The 15,472-nt window shown below is 65.9% G+C and carries 14 protein-coding genes and 1 riboswitch; of the genes, 5 read left to right on the top strand and 9 right to left on the bottom strand.

The features are described from left to right. Positions 1-52: 52 nt before the first annotated feature. Positions 53-2,344, bottom strand: a complete 2,292-nt coding sequence (locus tag M3I56_RS05700; RefSeq protein ID WP_254352919.1) for an ATP-dependent DNA helicase — start codon at positions 2,342-2,344, stop codon at positions 53-55. After that, complete coding sequence (locus M3I56_RS05695) at positions 2,341-4,074, bottom strand: VRR-NUC domain-containing protein (RefSeq protein ID WP_254352918.1); 1,734 nt, start codon at positions 4,072-4,074, stop codon at positions 2,341-2,343. Before M3I56_RS05695 ends, M3I56_RS05700 begins: the two co-directional genes overlap by 4 nt. 120 nt (positions 4,075-4,194) lie before the next feature. Between M3I56_RS05695 and M3I56_RS05690 the strand changes: the two genes are divergently transcribed. Further along, on the top strand, positions 4,195-4,773 hold the full coding sequence (locus tag M3I56_RS05690) for a hypothetical protein (RefSeq protein WP_254352917.1): 579 nt from the start codon (positions 4,195-4,197) through the stop codon (positions 4,771-4,773). A 129-nt stretch (positions 4,774-4,902) separates the two neighbouring features. On the opposite strand, the gene M3I56_RS05685 is transcribed toward M3I56_RS05690, so the two are convergent. Beyond that, positions 4,903-5,175 (bottom strand): DUF3443 family protein, encoded by a 273-nt coding sequence (locus tag M3I56_RS05685; protein ID WP_309249131.1) that lies wholly within the window; start codon positions 5,173-5,175, stop codon positions 4,903-4,905. A gap of 364 nt (positions 5,176-5,539) precedes the next feature. On the opposite strand from M3I56_RS05685, the gene bamC reads away from it, so the two are divergent. Then, positions 5,540-6,784, top strand: coding sequence for an outer membrane protein assembly factor BamC (gene bamC, locus M3I56_RS05680; RefSeq protein ID WP_254352915.1), 1,245 nt, complete (start codon positions 5,540-5,542; stop codon positions 6,782-6,784). Between the two features lie 115 nt (positions 6,785-6,899). Here the strand turns inward: bamC and M3I56_RS05675 are convergent, their stop codons facing one another. From M3I56_RS05675 to M3I56_RS05655, 5 genes are all read right to left on the bottom strand, one after another. Further along, complete coding sequence (locus tag M3I56_RS05675; RefSeq protein ID WP_254352914.1) at positions 6,900-8,498, bottom strand: L-lactate permease; 1,599 nt, start codon at positions 8,496-8,498, stop codon at positions 6,900-6,902. A 232-nt stretch (positions 8,499-8,730) separates the two neighbouring features. Beyond that, positions 8,731-8,943, bottom strand: a complete 213-nt coding sequence (locus M3I56_RS05670; RefSeq protein WP_254352913.1) for a hypothetical protein — start codon at positions 8,941-8,943, stop codon at positions 8,731-8,733. Between the two features lie 503 nt (positions 8,944-9,446). Next, a complete protein-coding gene (locus M3I56_RS05665) occupies positions 9,447-9,668 on the bottom strand; it encodes a glycine zipper 2TM domain-containing protein (RefSeq protein WP_254352912.1) in 222 nt (73 codons plus the stop codon). A gap of 210 nt (positions 9,669-9,878) precedes the next feature. Continuing rightward, positions 9,879-11,810: a phosphomethylpyrimidine synthase ThiC gene (thiC, locus tag M3I56_RS05660; RefSeq protein WP_254352911.1), complete on the bottom strand. Its 1,932-nt coding sequence runs from the start codon at positions 11,808-11,810 to the stop codon at positions 9,879-9,881. 102 nt (positions 11,811-11,912) lie between these two features. After that, positions 11,913-12,042, bottom strand: a riboswitch (TPP riboswitch). 87 nt (positions 12,043-12,129) lie between these two features. Continuing rightward, positions 12,130-12,537 (bottom strand): GreA/GreB family elongation factor, encoded by a 408-nt coding sequence (locus M3I56_RS05655; protein WP_028204226.1) that lies wholly within the window; start codon positions 12,535-12,537, stop codon positions 12,130-12,132. 784 nt (positions 12,538-13,321) lie between these two features. Between M3I56_RS05655 and M3I56_RS05650 the strand changes: the two genes are divergently transcribed. Beyond that, positions 13,322-14,206 (top strand): EamA family transporter, encoded by an 885-nt coding sequence (locus M3I56_RS05650; RefSeq protein WP_254352953.1) that lies wholly within the window; start codon positions 13,322-13,324, stop codon positions 14,204-14,206. 192 nt (positions 14,207-14,398) lie between these two features. On the opposite strand, the gene M3I56_RS05645 is transcribed toward M3I56_RS05650, so the two are convergent. Beyond that, positions 14,399-14,536, bottom strand: a complete 138-nt coding sequence (locus M3I56_RS05645) for an entericidin A/B family lipoprotein (RefSeq protein ID WP_042264962.1) — start codon at positions 14,534-14,536, stop codon at positions 14,399-14,401. A gap of 174 nt (positions 14,537-14,710) precedes the next feature. On the opposite strand from M3I56_RS05645, the gene M3I56_RS05640 reads away from it, so the two are divergent. Beyond that, entirely contained in the window at positions 14,711-14,872 is a 162-nt protein-coding gene (locus M3I56_RS05640; RefSeq protein ID WP_028204224.1) for a DUF1328 family protein, read from the top strand. Positions 14,873-14,928: 56 nt separating this feature from the next. Next, positions 14,929-15,471, top strand: coding sequence for a bacterioferritin (locus M3I56_RS05635; protein ID WP_028204223.1), 543 nt, complete (start codon positions 14,929-14,931; stop codon positions 15,469-15,471). Position 15,472: the final 1 nt, after the last annotated feature.

Below are 15,472 nucleotides of genomic sequence, written 5' to 3'. Positions count from 1 at the left end.
CCGCAACGCGCGCCAGCTCTTTAATGTCATGATTAATGCGCAGGAGCCCAGATTAACTGGCGGCGATACGCCACCACGTGGGCAGCAGCGCGCGTACGCCGGGCTGTGCGAAGCGGTCGTCCAGCAGATGCACGACGCCACGATCGTCCTCGGTGCGAATCACGCGCCCGGCGGCCTGCACGACCTTGCGCAGGCCCGGAATCAGGTACGTGTAGTCGAAGCCGTCGCCATAGAGCGTATCCATGCGTGCGCGCATCGCCTCGTTCACGGCGTTCACCTGCGGCATGCCAAGCGTCGCGATGAACGTGCCGATGAGGCGCGTACCGGGCAGATCGATGCCTTCGCCGAACGCGCCGCCCAGCACCGCGAAACCGATGCCGCAGCCGCCTTCCACGAAGCGCGCGACGAAGGCCTGCTGGTCCGCCTCGTCCATGGTGCGCGACTGGAGCCAGACCTCCACCTCCCGATGGCGCGCCGCAAACGCGTCGGCGGCTTGCTGCAGATAGTCGTAGCTGCTGAAAAAGCACAGATAGTTGCCTGGGCGCTCGGCATATTGCGCGGCCACGCGCCCAACCAGCGCTTCGAGCGAACGTTGGCGGTCCTTATAACGCGTCGAGATATGGCGGGCGATGTGGACTTCGAGCTGCTCGGCGCGAAACGGCGTGTCGATGTCGATACTCACCGTGTTGGCAGGCAGGCCGAGCATGTCGCTGTAGTAATGCGTGGGCGAGAGCGTCGCGGAAAAGAGCGTGATGCTGTGTGCCGTGGCGATGCGCGCACGCAGCGCATCCGCCGGCACGATGTTGCGGATCGCGAGCGTGGAACGCGGGCGGCGCGCGTTCTGATGCGCCAGTGGCGTCACGTCGAAGAGCGAATGCGTATCGAAGCGTTCGGCGATGCGCGTGAAGTGCAGGGCGTCGAAGTAGAAGCGCTCGAGTTCGGGGTCGCGCACGAGCGCGGCTTCGGCGAGCTGGTCGCCGATCGCCCCGATCACGTCGCCCAGCGCGGCGACGAGGCCTTCGGGCAAGGTCTCGCTCGCGCGCCAGGCGCCCGGCAGCACGGCGTTCTGTGCGTTCCAGTGCTTCTGCAGTCGCGCGAGCGCGCGCTTCAGTGGTGCACTCGCGGCGCGGCGCAGGGTGTCGATGCGCGTTTGCACGAGTTCCGCCGAATACATCGCGCGGGCGCGCTCGGGGAGGTTGTGGGCTTCGTCCACGAGCACGCTCGCGCGCCACTGGTTGTGCGCGGCGAGCATGAACAGCATGGCGCTCGCGTCGAACCAGTAGTTGTAGTCGCCGACGATCACGTCGCACCAGCGCGCCAGTTCCTGGCCAAGGTAGTAGGGGCACACGGCATGCTCGCTCGCCACCTCGCGCAGTGCCGCGCGATCGAGCCGCGCGCGTTCGAGCGCCGCGGCGCGCGCGGCCGGCAGACGGTCGTAAAAGCCGCGCGCAAGCGGGCATGATTCGCCATGACACGCCGCTTCGGGATGCTCACAAGACTTTTCGCGCGCAACGAGTTCGAGCACGCGCACGGGTACGTTCGTTCGTTGCGCGTCGGCGCTTGCTTCGTCTTGCGCACTTGTCAGCGTGGCCAGCGCATCGAGCGCCAACTGGCGCCCTGAGCTTTTCGCGCTCAGAAACACGACCTTGTCGATCGCCGCGCGCGGGCACGCCTTCAACTGCGGAAAGAGTGTGCCGATGGTCTTGCCGATGCCGGTGGGCGCCTGCGCGAGCAGACAGCGTCCCTGTGTCGCCGCGCGCCAGACGGCTTCGGCAAGATCGCGCTGGCCGTGCCGAAACTGCGGATGCGGCAGGCTCAGCGCGGCGAGCGCGGCGTCGCGCGCGGCGCGGTGGGCGTTTTCCTGTTCGGCCCATGCAACGAAGCGGCGGCATTGCGTTTCGAACGCGGCGCGCAATTCCGACGCGCTCGCATGCTCGACGAGCGCCGTCTCGCGCCCCGAACCGATGTCGTAGTACACGAGCGCGAGTTCGAGCGTATCGAGGCCGAGTTTTTCGCACAGGAGCGCGCCGTAGACGCGCAACTGCGCCCAGTGCAGCGCGCGCTGATTCTCGCGCATCGCATCGAGGTCGCCGCGATAGGTCTTGAATTCTTCGAGCCTGCGGCGCGCGGGGTCGTAGCCGTCGGCGCGGCCGCGCACGGTGAGCGATTCGAACGTGCCGGAGAGCGCGATCTCGGTCTCGTAGCCGGACGGGCGGCGCGCGGCGATGGCCGCGTGGCCGGCGCGGCCATCGCTGGCGTCGGGCGAGGGCGTAAAGCGCAAGTCGAGGTCGCCGCGCTTCGCGGTGAACTCGCACAGCGTGCGCACGGCGACGGTGTAGCTCATGGCGCGCGCAGCGCCTGGGCGGCGCTGTCGTTGGCTTCGTCGGGCAGGCTGGGCCAGCGCACCTGCAACACGGAAACCGGCATGCCGTGCTGCACGCAATACGCAAGCCAACGGCGCTGGTTGTCCTGCAGACGGTCGCCGGGGCCTTTCACCTCGATCAGTTCGTAGCGCCGCTCGAGCGGCGAGAAGCGCACGAGATCGGGCAGCCCCGAGCGGTTGGCAACGGGTTCGCGCAGCAGCCGCTCGAACCACAGACGTAGATGGGCGGCGGGGAAGCAGTCGAGGGCGAGCGTGAGCAGTTCGTCGCTCAGTGCGGGCCAGGCGACGAACGGTGACTGGGTGCCGGATTTTTCCGCATAGCGCCGCAGAATCGAGTCGCGGTAGGCGTGCGTTTCGAGTTCGGCGAGACAGGCTTCGAACTGCGAAGCACGGCGTGCGACGAAGTCGGCGGCGTGCAGGTCGGCGGGGCCGCGCTGGAACGGATGGAAGAACGCGCCTGGCAGCGGCGCGAACAGCGCGGGCCAGCAGAGCAGGCCGAAGAGCGCGTTGATCAGCGTGTTCTCGACATAGAACACGGGCGCTTGCGGCGTGGCGAGCGCGATGCGCGCGGCTTCCTCGACGCGCAGTGCGCGAGGCGCCGCGGGCAGCGTGAGTTCGTGCTGGGCGAACCCCGGCTCGGCGCTCGTCTTCGACTTCGCCCGCGTGCGTGCGAGACGGCCGAGCGTGCGTGCGGCGCGCTGCGCTTCCTCTTCGTTTGCGGGCGCTTCGGCAATGGTCTGTGCGAGCACCAGCGCTTCCTCGCGGCGGTTCAGTTGTTCGAGCACACGCACGCGGCGGTAGCGCGATTCAGGATGACCGCAGTCGAGATAAGCGCGCCACGCGAGTGCGGGTTCGCCCGCGCGCTCGGCGGCGAGCCCCGTGGCGTGACGCAGCTTGTCGTGGCGGGCGCGCAGCCACACATTGGCGTGCGTGCGCGCGGCCAGTGCGTCGAGCGCTTCGAGTGTTGCGGCGATGGCGGCAGCAGCGTCGAAGTTCAGGGCCTCGGCGGCGCTCTCGAGTCCGTCGCGGCAATCGCGCAGCGCCAGATACGCGTCGATGTCCTCGCGGCGCTGGAACGCGCGCGAGGCACGATCGAAGGGCACGCTTTCGTAGCGAAAGACGCCGAGGTCGGCGAGCACGAACTCCGACCAGTCCTGATGCAGGTTGCCGAAGAACATGAGGCGCAGGCGCTCGCAGAGCGGGGCGCTCGCGAACAGCAGTACGGTGTCGGGTGAGGCCGGGAACCACGCATGCCAGTCGCGCGGCTCGGGCGCGGCGGCATAGTGTGCATCGAGCGTCTCGAGCGTTGCCGCGCGCGTGGCGCGCGGTTCGGGCGCGATGCCAAGGCGCGCGGCGAGCGCCTGCAGTTCGGCTTTCGTGACGAGCGCGGCGAGCGCGTCGAGATCGAGCGCGGGCGTGTCGTCGAGCCAGCCCGCCGCGACGAGTGGTTCCGCCGCCGCGCGCGGACAGCCGATCTCGTCGTACGCGAGACGGCTCGCGCGGAAATGGGGTCCCTTGCGCATCAGCATGCGCACGAAGAGCGCGCGCGCAGCCTGCGGCAGCTGGGCGAAATCGTCGGCGAAGCGGCGCTCGGCGTCGTCGAACAGGTCGGCGCAGCGCGCATCGAGCCACGCTAGCGCACGCTCGAAGTTCGCGAGGTAGTAGAACGGATCGGGAGAGTCGGGAAGCACGCGCGGCACTGTACGGATATACAGCAGCGATGATAGCAGGGTCGCACGCGGGCGCGAGCGCCGTCAGGGATTCCCCGCCCCGTACGCTACAATTGCCGCAGCCTGAAAAACGGATGAGCGATGAACAAACGTAACGCATGCTTCGCCGGCCTCGCGGCCGCCGTCACCCTGCTCGCGGGATGCGCGGCGCAGTACCGCAACACCAGCACGTGCGAAGAGGCGATGCGTAGCCGCCTTGCCGGGACGACGCTCGGCGACCTGAAAGTCACGCATAGCGCGACGACGTATCGTGGTGCGCGCGTGGTGATCGAAGGGCGGCTCGAGAACGGCGCGGCGTCGGCCCCCGCGGCTGCCTCGGCGCCGTCGGCATCGGCGGCTTCGGCCGCATCGGCAGCGTCGTCCAACACGGCGCAGGGCGCCAACGAGGCGACCACGATCACCGCGCCGACGGTGCAGGCGGCGGCGCTGCCCGGCACGATTTCGGTTCCCACCGCTCCGGTCGCCCAGGGCGGCGCGCCGGAGGGCAAGCCGACCACGCCGGTCGCGGCGCTGGTCGCGAAACTCGGCATCAAGAAGGCCGCGGTCACGCCGGCCGCCGCGGAGTGCACCTTCAACGAGTCGGGCCTCGCGACGTTCCGCTGGCTCGCGCCGCCGAAGCTCGCGAAGACCACGCCCGACCCGAACGCCGCGAACGACTAAGGCGGGCGCACTCTGTTCGCGGTTGCGTTTCTACATCCGCTCGACATTCGCGCAACCTGCGCTCATGAAGGCCTCGCAAGAGGCCTTCGTCGTTTGTGACCGATGAGACGTTGGCGGCCGCCGGCGCGCTCAGAACGCGAAGAATGGTCTGCTTCCTGCGGGCGTGACCTGCGAGGCGATCGCCGTGAACACGCGGCGCCCGAAGAAGAACGGGAGTCCCCAGCCGAACGCGCGACCGCTGTAGCCAGCGAGATTGCCGAAGGCCCAGTTGCCGCTGGCGAGCAGCGTCGTCGAGCTCGCGACCGCGAAGGTCATGGAAGCGCCCACGCCGTCGATGCCGGCTATCGTCGCGCCGAGGCTGACAGGCGAACCCGGGCAATACCCGGGCCCGTAGCGCGTGATCGTCGAGCTCTATTGAGATTTCGAGGTGAAATTAGCGCCGGGGTCGTCCTCGCAAGCGTCTGAGGCTGGCAGGGCGGCAGAGCGCAGAGGGGCGTTTTGGCGTGGATTGGAGTTAGTGCGTTGATCCTAAAGGAAATTGACGGCGACTCAGCAGGCTTGCAGTGTCGGATCGAACTTAGATGAATGGTACGGCGAGGTCGGTTTGGGGAGTCGCGATCACGGTCCGGCGCGTGTCGCCGGGGCTGATGCGGGGCCTGGATTGCGTGCCACCCCGTGGTTTTTGCACAGCGGGCCGCCGGACCGGTAAAATGTTTGGTTGATCCACGGAAACTGGCCGTGGCGTAGCCGAAGGGATTACCCGAACATGAGTGATTTTCATCAACGTCTTGCCGCACGCGCGCTTGCGCTTCTGATGGCGGGCGGGCTGGTCGCCGGCTGCAGCTCGCCGACGCCAGGCAAGATCGATTACCGTAGTGACGCCAAGGCGAAGCAGTCGTCGCTCGCTGTGCCGCCGAACATGCTCGACGAAGCGTCCGACCAGCGCTCGCTCGCGCCGCAGGGCGGCGAGGCCTCGCTGTCCTCGCTCAAGCAGACCCAGGCCGCCGCGCCGCAGTCCGACGAGAGCCAGGTGGTCCCGCAGGTGCCGGGCATGCATATCCAGCGCGACGGCACGGAAAGCTGGCTCGTCATCGACAGCCGCGCGCCCGACCAGGTCTGGGCCCAGGTGCGCCGCTTCTGGCAGGAACAAGGCTTTCTGCTCGTGGTCGACCAGCGCGACAAGGGCGTGATGGAAACGGACTGGAACGAAACCCATCCGAAGATCAGCGACGGCCTCATCCGCAACACGCTCTCGTGGGCCACGGGCAACTCGTACGTGACCGCCGAGCGCAACAAGTACCGCACGCGCCTCGAAACGTCGCCCAGCGGCGGCACCTATGTGTTCATCAGCCAGAAGGGTCTGAGCGAACAGCTCTCGGGCACCAATAACGACACCAGCAAGTGGGTGCCGAAGCCCAACGATCCCGCGCTCGAAGCCGAGTACCTCAAGCGCCTCATGATGACGCTCGCGAACGCGAAGCCGGGCGTGCCCGACGCGCAGGTCGCGGCCGAAGCCGACGCCAAGGCCAACAGCAAGGGCACCGACGCGAAGAAGAATGCTCCGGACGCCGCTGCCGCCGCCATGGCCGCGCAGAACGTCGCTGCCGTGGGCCAGCAATCGGGCAGCGGATCGTCGAACTCGGGCGCGCAGGGCACGTCGGGCCAGTACACCTCGTCGGAACTCACGCTCGGCGAGCCGTACGACCGCGCATGGGTGCGCGTGGGCATCGCGCTCGATCGCGCGAACTTCACGGTGGACGATCGCGACCGCACGAAGGGCATCTACTATGTGCGCTACGTCGATCCGAAGGACCACAGCTCGGACGAACAGGGCTTCTGGAACCAGATCTTCCACGGCCGCAAGGAAAAGGTCGCGAAGCAGTACAAGCTCAACGTGCGCGCCGTGACCGACAACCAGACGCGCATCGCGATCGTGGACGACAGCGGCCAGATCGACGCGTCGCGCCCGGCGCAGGAGATCATGAGCCTCGTGGTCGACGAACTGCACTAAGCATCGCGCTTGAGCCGGCATTCGCTGGATTCGCTGGGCGGCCGATGTCGCAAAAGAAAACCCGCCTGCGCTTGCCTGCGCAGGCGGGTTTTTTTCATGCACGCGCTCGCCGTACTCAGTGCGGAATCATCCAGGTGAGCACGTTCTGCTGCAGCCACACGAGGATGCCGAGCAGCACCGTCAACAGGATCGAGTGCTTGAACGTCTTCGCGAACACATGACCTTCCTGGCCCTTGAGGTCCGTGGTCGCGACGCCCGTTGCGATGTTCTGCGGCGAGATCATCTTGCCCATGACGCCGCCCGACGAGTTGGTCGCCGCCATCAGGATGGGATTGAGGTTGAGCTGTTTCGCGGCCACCACCTGCAGGTTGCCGAACAGCGCGTTGCCCGAGGTGTCGCTGCCCGAGAGGAACACCGCGACCCAGCCGAGGAAGGCCGAAACGAGCGGGAAGAATGCGCCGACCGAAGCCGCCCCGAGACCCAGCGTATAGGTGAGCCCCGAATAGTTCATGAGGAACGCGAGCCCGACGATGGTCGCGACCGTGAGGATGGCAATGCGCGTCTGCACCCAGGTATCGACGATCGCGACGCCGAAATCGGCGGGCTTCAGGCGCACGACGAATGCGGTGATGATCGCCGCGACGAGAATCGCCGTGCCGGTGGCGAGCGGCTGGAAGTCCCAGATCGCGCCATAGGGCGTGTTGTAGAGCGTGATGTAGACGGCCTTGTCGAGGCCCGGCCACGGCACTTTCACCTCGCCGATCGTGAAGACCTTCGCGATGGTCCAGATGATCACGACGGCCGACACGATGATCCACGGATACCAGCCCTGCGTGCCCGACACGCTGCCGCGCGCTTCGCTCGCGCGATCGACCTTGATCGTGAAGCGCGAATCCGGGGCGGGCTTCCATACGCGCAGGAACAGGATGGTGAGGATCAGCGAGATGAGCGACGAGAGCACGTCGGTGAGGCTGTAGTTGATGAAGTTGGCGGTGACGAACTGCGTGAGGGCGAAGCTGCCGCCCGCGACGAGCAGTACCGGCCAGATGCGCAGCATGCCGCCCACGCCCGCGTAGATCGCGATGACATAGAACGGCAGCAGCAAGGCGAAAAACGGCAACTGGCGGCCGACCATCTGGCCTAGCAGATCGGCGGGCAGGTGCGTGACCGCGCCGAGCACGGTGATCGGCACGCCGAGCGCGCCGAACGCCACGGGCGCCGTGTTGAAGATAAGCGTGAAGGTCAGGGCTTCGAGCGTCGGGAAGCCGAGCATGATGAGCAGCGAGCTCGTGATGGCGATCGGCGTGCCGAAGCCGGAAATCCCTTCGAACAACGCGCCGAACGAGAAGCCAACCACGACGAGCACGATGCGCCGGTCGTTGGGCAGATTGTCGAGCAGCCACATCCGAAACGCCGCGAAGCGGCCCGAGCGCAGCGCGATGTTGTAGAGCAGGATTGCGGTGACGACGATCCACATCACCGGCCAGAGTGCGAACACCACGCCCGCGAGCACCGAGCTGATCGCGAGATTGACCGGAAACTGCCAGCCGGCGATCGCGACGACCAGACCGACCACGAGCCCCGCGAGCGAGGCTTGCCATGCGGGCCGCCGCGCCCAGCCGAGCAGGACGAGCACGGTGAGAATGGGCAGCACGGCGATCAGAAACGAAAACAGCAGCGAATTGCCGATAGGGGTCAACAGCTGGTGGAACATCACGTCTCCTTTATGCTGGTTCGTTATCGGCGCCGCAGTGCGGCAGCGTGCGCCGGGGCGCTTCGTCGGCTGTGGAGTTCAGTGCCGGGCCAGGCGGCCGAGTTAAGGCGGTGCTTCAATCCCCGCTAGCCCACTTGGAGGATAGATAACGAAACGGGAGCGTCAAGGAGGGAAAGTACGGTCCGGCACCGTTTTGCGGTGTACTTTGCCGTGTGGCTGAAGTGCGTGAGCGTCAGTGATGCCAGTGTCCGCCGCCGCCGCCCCAGTAGCCGAAGCCGAACGAGACGGCGGGCGCACCCCAGCCCCAGCCGTACGCGGGATAAGGGTAGTACGCGGGATAGGCCGCAGGGTAGGCTGCATAGGCCGGATAGGCTGGCCACGCAGGCACGGCGATCGCAACGGGAGGCGAGGGATAGAGTGGCCCCGGATACTGTGCGTCGGGCATGGCGGCCGGCGCGGGGTTCGGCGCCGTTGCACGACCGCGGCTTCCTGCTGGGTGGCCGCAACGGGCACGGTGCCGTAGTAGTAGGGCGCGTAGCCGTAGGGGGCGTAGTAGTAGCAGCCGGAAAGCGCGGGGAGCGCGCTCGCGGACGCGATCACGAACACAGACGGACGTTTCATGGCGGGCTCCGCGAATGGCGAACGGCCGCGCGGGATTATCGCCTTCAGGCCCGGGCCGTCTGATCGTTCGAGCTTACGCCGTACGAACCCGCTTTGCGTCGTGCTTCGCTTACCGAATATATTGCGTAGTCCTGCGGCTGAATGCCATCGACCCAAGCAAACGCGGCGCAGCCCGTGAGGGTCTGCGCCGCGCATCCTTCCCTGATGCACGCCTTGAATGGCGTGTTGCCTGTCGTATCGTTTCTGTTCTGTGCCGTCGCTTCGATCGTGCAACTAGTCGTGCAGCCGCATCGTCGATTCGTACTGGCGCTACCGCCTGTTTGCCACTTACTTGCCAACCTGATTGCCGATCACGCCACCCACCGCTGCGCCGCCCACGGTGGAGAGCGCATTGCCGCCAATCGCCGCGCCGGCCACGCCGCCTACGCCCGCGCCAATCACCGTATCGCGGTCGCGTGTCGACATGTTGTCGCAAGCGCCAAGACTGCCCAGCACGGCGACGAGCGTCGTCACCGTCAGGAGCGTGCGTGCACGTTTGAGCGTTTTCATTTTTCGACTCCCCACGCAGATGCGTTCGAGTGAGCGGTGAGACATGCGCTCGCGCGCACGCCGCACCTTCGATACCCTCATCCTAGCCACGCGACCCGTATCCGGGTGTGTGCGCTTGTCAGAGAGTTGTGGGAGTCGTTAGAAAATGTTTCGGCGGACGGCGTGCGCCCGCCGGGGCGAAGTAGCCCTGAGTCAGCCCGAAGTCGGCGCTTATTGGCGTTGATAGATTTCGGCGCCCTGCTTGATGAACTCGACCGCCTTCACTTCCATGCCCTTCTTCAGAGCCTCGTCGTCGCTCACGCCTTGCTTCGCAGCGAAGTCGCGCACGTCCTGGGTGATCTTCATCGAGCAGAAGTGCGGGCCGCACATCGAGCAGAAGTGCGCGACCTTGGCCGAGTCCTTCGGCAGCGTTTCGTCGTGGAATTCGCGCGCCTTGTCCGGATCGAGGCCGAGGTTGAACTGGTCTTCCCAGCGGAACTCGAAGCGCGCCTTCGACAATGCGTTGTCGCGCACCTGCGCGCCCGGATGCCCCTTCGCGAGATCGGCCGCATGCGCTGCGAGCTTGTACGTGATGATGCCTTCCTTCACGTCGTCCTTGTTCGGCAGGCCCAGGTGTTCCTTCGGCGTGACGTAGCAGAGCATGGCCGTACCAAACCAGCCGATCATCGCGGCGCCAATGCCAGAGGTGATGTGGTCGTAGCCCGGCGCGATGTCGGTGGTGAGCGGCCCGAGCGTGTAGAAGGGCGCTTCCTGGCACCAGTCGAGCTGGAGATCCATGTTCTCCTTGATGAGCTGCATCGGCACGTGGCCCGGGCCTTCGATCATCACCTGCACGTCGTGCTTCCACGCGATCTGCGTGAGCTCGCCGAGCGTCTTCAGTTCGCCGAGCTGCGCTTCGTCATTGGCGTCGTAGATCGAGCCGGGACGCAGGCCGTCGCCGAGCGAGAAGCTCACGTCGTATTCCTTCATGATTTCGCAGATCTCTTCGAAATGCTCATAAATGAAGGATTCCTTGTGATGCGCGAGGCACCACTTGGCCATGATCGAGCCGCCGCGCGAGACGATGCCCGTCATGCGGTTCGCGGTGAGCGGCACGTATTGCAGCCGCACGCCCGCGTGAATCGTGAAGTAGTCCACCCCCTGCTCAGCCTGCTCGATGAGCGTGTCGCGGAACATTTCCCACGTGAGGTCTTCGGCCTTGCCATTGACCTTTTCGAGCGCCTGGTAGATCGGCACCGTGCCGATCGGCACCGGCGAGTTGCGGATGATCCACTCGCGCGTTTCGTGAATATGCTTGCCGGTCGAGAGGTCCATGACCGTGTCGCCGCCCCAGCGGATCGCCCACGTCATCTTGTCGACTTCTTCGCCGATCGACGAGGTGACCGCCGAATTGCCGATGTTCGCGTTGATCTTCACGAGGAAGTTGCGGCCGATGATCATCGGCTCGCTTTCCGGGTGGTTGATGTTCGCGGGAATGATCGCGCGGCCGCGCGCGATTTCGTCGCGCACGAACTCGGGCGTGATTTCCTTGAGCGCGTTCTCGCCGAAGGCGGCTGCGCCGAACGCCTGGCCCGGATGCTGGCGGCCCATCATCGCGGCGAGCTTCGCGCCGTTCGGGCCGCTGGCCTTGAGACTTTCCAGATACTCGGCGCGGCGCTGGTTCTCGCGAATCGCGATGTATTCCATCTCCGGCGTGATGATGCCCTGACGTGCGTAGTGCATCTGCGTGACGTTCTTGCCGGCCTTCGCGCGGCGCGGCGTGCGGTGCAGGCCCGGGAAGCGCAGCTCGGCCGTCGCGGGGTCGGCGGCGCGCTCGCGGCCGTACTCGGAGGAAAGGCCCGGCAGCGCTTCGGTGTCGCCGCGCTTTTCGATCCAGTTCTGACGCAGCGCGGGCAAGCCTGCACGAATGTCGATCTTCGCTTCAGGGTCGGTGTACGGACCCGAGGTGTCGTAGACGTAGATCGGCGGATTCTTCTCGCCGCCGAAGCCCGTGGGCGTATCCGCCTGCGTGATCTCGCGCATCGGCACGCGGATATCGGGCTGCGAACCGGTCACGTAGATCTTGCGGGAATTGGGCAGCGGCGCGATCGCGGCTTCGTCGACGTGCGCGTTGGCGGAAATGAACTTCGGATTCGCGTTCATGCGTCTCTCTCCATGCAAAGCAAAGTGGGAACAGCGGCTTAGCAGGAGACGAGACGGAACGTGGACGGACTTCGCTGTGATGAGGTGAGGCGTTGAGCGATGTTGCGAAGTCCGGACGCTTCCCTGCGCTGGCATTATCCAGATCAGGTTCAAAGGGTATTTCTCACCCGCGAAATACGCTGCACGACTTTCGTTCGATGCGGCGCATGACGCAGGACCCCCGCGTAAGCAAGGCCAAACAATACACCGTGCTGCGACGATCTGGCAAGTGCCAACTCGCGTGCAATGTGCCAGGCGTGGTGAGTCGTGTATGCGGAACTTACAGCGTGAAATCCTTCGAGGCTTCGGGCTGAAACAGGATACGTTCGATCTTCAGCGTTTCGACCGCGCCGCCCGGCGTCGTGAAGCGCACGGCGTTGCCGCGCTTCGCGCCGAGGAGCGCGAGACCCGCGGGCGAGAACACGTTCAGGCGCCCGGCGTCGACGTTCGCCTCATGCGGATAGACGACGGTGTACGTGAGGGATGCGCCGTTGCGCTCGTCCACGAGCGTGACCTGCGAATTCATCGTCACGACGTTGGCGGCCATGTCGCGCGCCTCCACGATCACGGCGTGTTCGAGCAGCTCGTCGAGCATAGTCTGTCGCGCGGGGGAGGCGCCGGGTTCGGCGGCGCATTTTTCGAGGCGGGCAACATCGAGTTCGGTGAAGTAACGGATTTTCTTTGACATGGCAGTTCTCCTTGCGATCCAGAAAAGATTCGAGGTAGCGGTGAGGGCTGGCGGGCGAAAGCGCGCAATCGGGCGCGGGCCGCAGCGGGGCGCAACGGATCGGCCCGGAGCCCGACCGAACGGCTCCGATGGGTTGGGGGAGGCGGGTTCAGTGCGGACGCCGGGCGGCGTAGAGCGGGGCGGACAGGGACGGCAGGGCGCGCGCTCGGGTGTCGAGAGACCACGGCGTCGTTCGCTCGCGCTCTGCGCGTGAGCGCGCCGGCGCGCCGCGCGAATGGCGCGGCGGCAAGGCGGATACGGGGCGCGAAACGAGCGAAAGCATGGCGAGTGGCGTGTACGAAAACCGACTGATGAAAGTTAAACGAAAGGTTGTGTCATGCTAGCACGATCCAACCAGCGTGGCGTGACGCGGTCGGCGAACGTCGATATGGTGCGCGATCGGCCGTCCTGGCTTGCGTCGCTCCCACTGTGACGCGCACGCAACGAATCGCCGCGCATAAAGCATCCTGAAAGCCTCCGCACCGCCCGGCGTTGTTGCATAATGCGCTTCGCCCGTCCCGGGTGTCCTTCGTACCCCGTCTTTTTTCGCGTTCTTGCGCATCTGCACCATGCCGTCGAGCTTTACCCGTCCCGCCGCCTTGCCGCCGGGGCGCCGCGGTCCCCTTTCATCATACGCCGCGGTGAAATGACGATGCCTCCCCGTATGTCTTCCCGCGTGAGCACTCAATCTTTTCTCGCCGGAGCCCAGCAGGCCGCTGCCGCGCTATGGCGTTTCGCGCGCACCGTGCGGCTGCCGCAATCGCGCTCCGGGCGCGTCGCGCTCTCCCTCGCCGTCGTCTACTTCGTCTGGGGCTCGACGTATCTCGGCGTGAAGGTCGCGCTCGATTCGTTCCCGCCGCTCCTGCTCTCCGGCTTGCGCAATCTGTTCGCCGGGATCGGCCTGTTCGTCTTCGCCATGCGCCGGCGGCCCGTCATGCCTACGCTGCTCGAAGTGCGCAACGCAGGCGTGGTGGGCACGCTGCTCGTGGGCCTGTCGAGCGGCATGCTTGCCTACGGCATGCGTACCGTGGGCACCGGCAAGGCGGCCGTGATGGTCGCCACGGTGCCGCTGTTCGCGACCGTGATTTCGGCGGTCACCGGGCGGCGCGTGGCGAAGGCCGAATGGGCCGCGGTCGCGCTCGGCCTCGTCGGAATCGCCATCCTGAGCCATGGCGGCGCCGCGTCCGGGTCGGCGGGCGGCAGCCTCGCGATTCTGTGCGGCGCGCTCTTCTGGGCAATCGGCGCGCATCTGGCGGGCAAGCTCACGTTGCCGACCGATCTCTTCGTCGCGACGGCGCTGCAGATCGGCCTTGGCGGCGCCATTTCGACGGCGGTCGCGTGGATCAGCGGCGAACGCATGGGCGAGCTGCATTTCCTGCCACTCCTCGCGTTCCTCTACCTGCTGTTCATCGGCACGATGGCCGCCTATGTCGCGTATGGCTATCTGATCCGCCATACCAGCCCGCTCGTCGCGAGCAGCTGCATGTACGTGAATCCCGTGGTTGCCGTCGCGCTCGGCGCGCTGCTGCTCGGCGAGCCGGTCACGAGCGCAACCGTTGTGGCGACCGTGCTGATTCTCGGCAGCGTGGGTCTGTCGTTCCTGTTCGACGACCGCCGCCGCACTTCCTGAGTTCATCCTGACTTCGCGAGGCACCTCGCGTCAACGCCGCGTTGTGCGCGCGGCCGCTGTGCAAGTGAGGCGCACAGCGGCCGCGACTTTATGGTTCACCGGTGATCGATGCCGGCAGCGCACGTACGGGCTACGTGCGCGCTACGTGCGCGCGTTAGCCGTCACCCTGGCGCCTTTACCGTCTGCCAGACACTATTTCGCCTTTTCCGCGGAGTTCGTGAGGGCGTGGCCGCCTGCGGAAACGTCCTCGCCGGCACCCGCCATCGTGTTGCAGGCCGAGAGCGCTGCCAGCGAAGCGGTAACGAGAAAGAGGGCAATCAGGCGTTTCATGAGGAAGTCCTCCACGTAACGTATCAAGGGAAATCACTCTCCAGCATGTCCCGTGCCCGGTCATTTGTGCCGCCATGCGCCTGCGTATGTGCATGCGTCGGGTCCGCTGCTTGCGCTAGCGCTGACGCAGGCGCGACATAGCGCAGCACATCCGCCCACAATGAGGACTACGCCATGCTTCACTACGCCATCGTGTTTTTCATCATCGCGATCATTGCCGCCGTGTTCGGCTTCACGGGAATCGCTGCGGGCGCGGCCGAAATCGCCAAGATCCTGTTCTACATCTTCCTCGTGGTCTTCGTCGTCACGTTGCTGCTAGGCGTGATGCACCGATGATGCGCGCCATGCAAAGCCAACCCCACTCATGCATGCCATGTTCGAAGGAGAGTCAGATGTCGAAGACACACGCTTCGTTTGAGTTCGATCTCAAGCGCGTACGCGATGAGGCACGCCGCAATCTCGACCAGGGGCCGGTCACGCCGGACTACCCCGCGAATCGCCAGACCGTGCTCAAGCTGCTCAACGATTCGCTCGCCACGGAACTCGTGTGCGTGCTGCGTTACAAGCGGCACCATTTCATGGCGAAGGGCATCGAGTCCGAGTCGGTGGCGGCCGAGTTTCTCCAGCACGCAACCGAGGAGCAGCAGCACGCCGACATGCTCGCGGCCCGCATCGTGCAGCTAGGCGGCGAGCCCGACTTCTCGCCGGCGACGCTGGTCGAGCGCTCGCACTCGGAATACAAGGAAGGAGCCGACCTGAAGGACATGATCCGCGAGAATCTGATCGCGGAGCGCATCGCTATCGAGAGCTATCGCGCGATCATCAATTATCTCGGTCACGACGACACCACCACGCGGCGCATCTTCGAGCAGATCCTCGCAACGGAGGAAGAGCATGCCGACGACATGACCGACTTGCTGTACACGCGCAAATAGC

It is taken from the genome of Paraburkholderia sp. CNPSo 3281, from assembly GCF_024206515.1.
Classification (GTDB): Bacteria; Pseudomonadota; Gammaproteobacteria; order Burkholderiales; family Burkholderiaceae; genus Paraburkholderia; species Paraburkholderia nodosa.
Note: the sequence above shows the minus strand (reverse complement) of the source record. Positions and strands in the feature narration are given on the sequence as shown.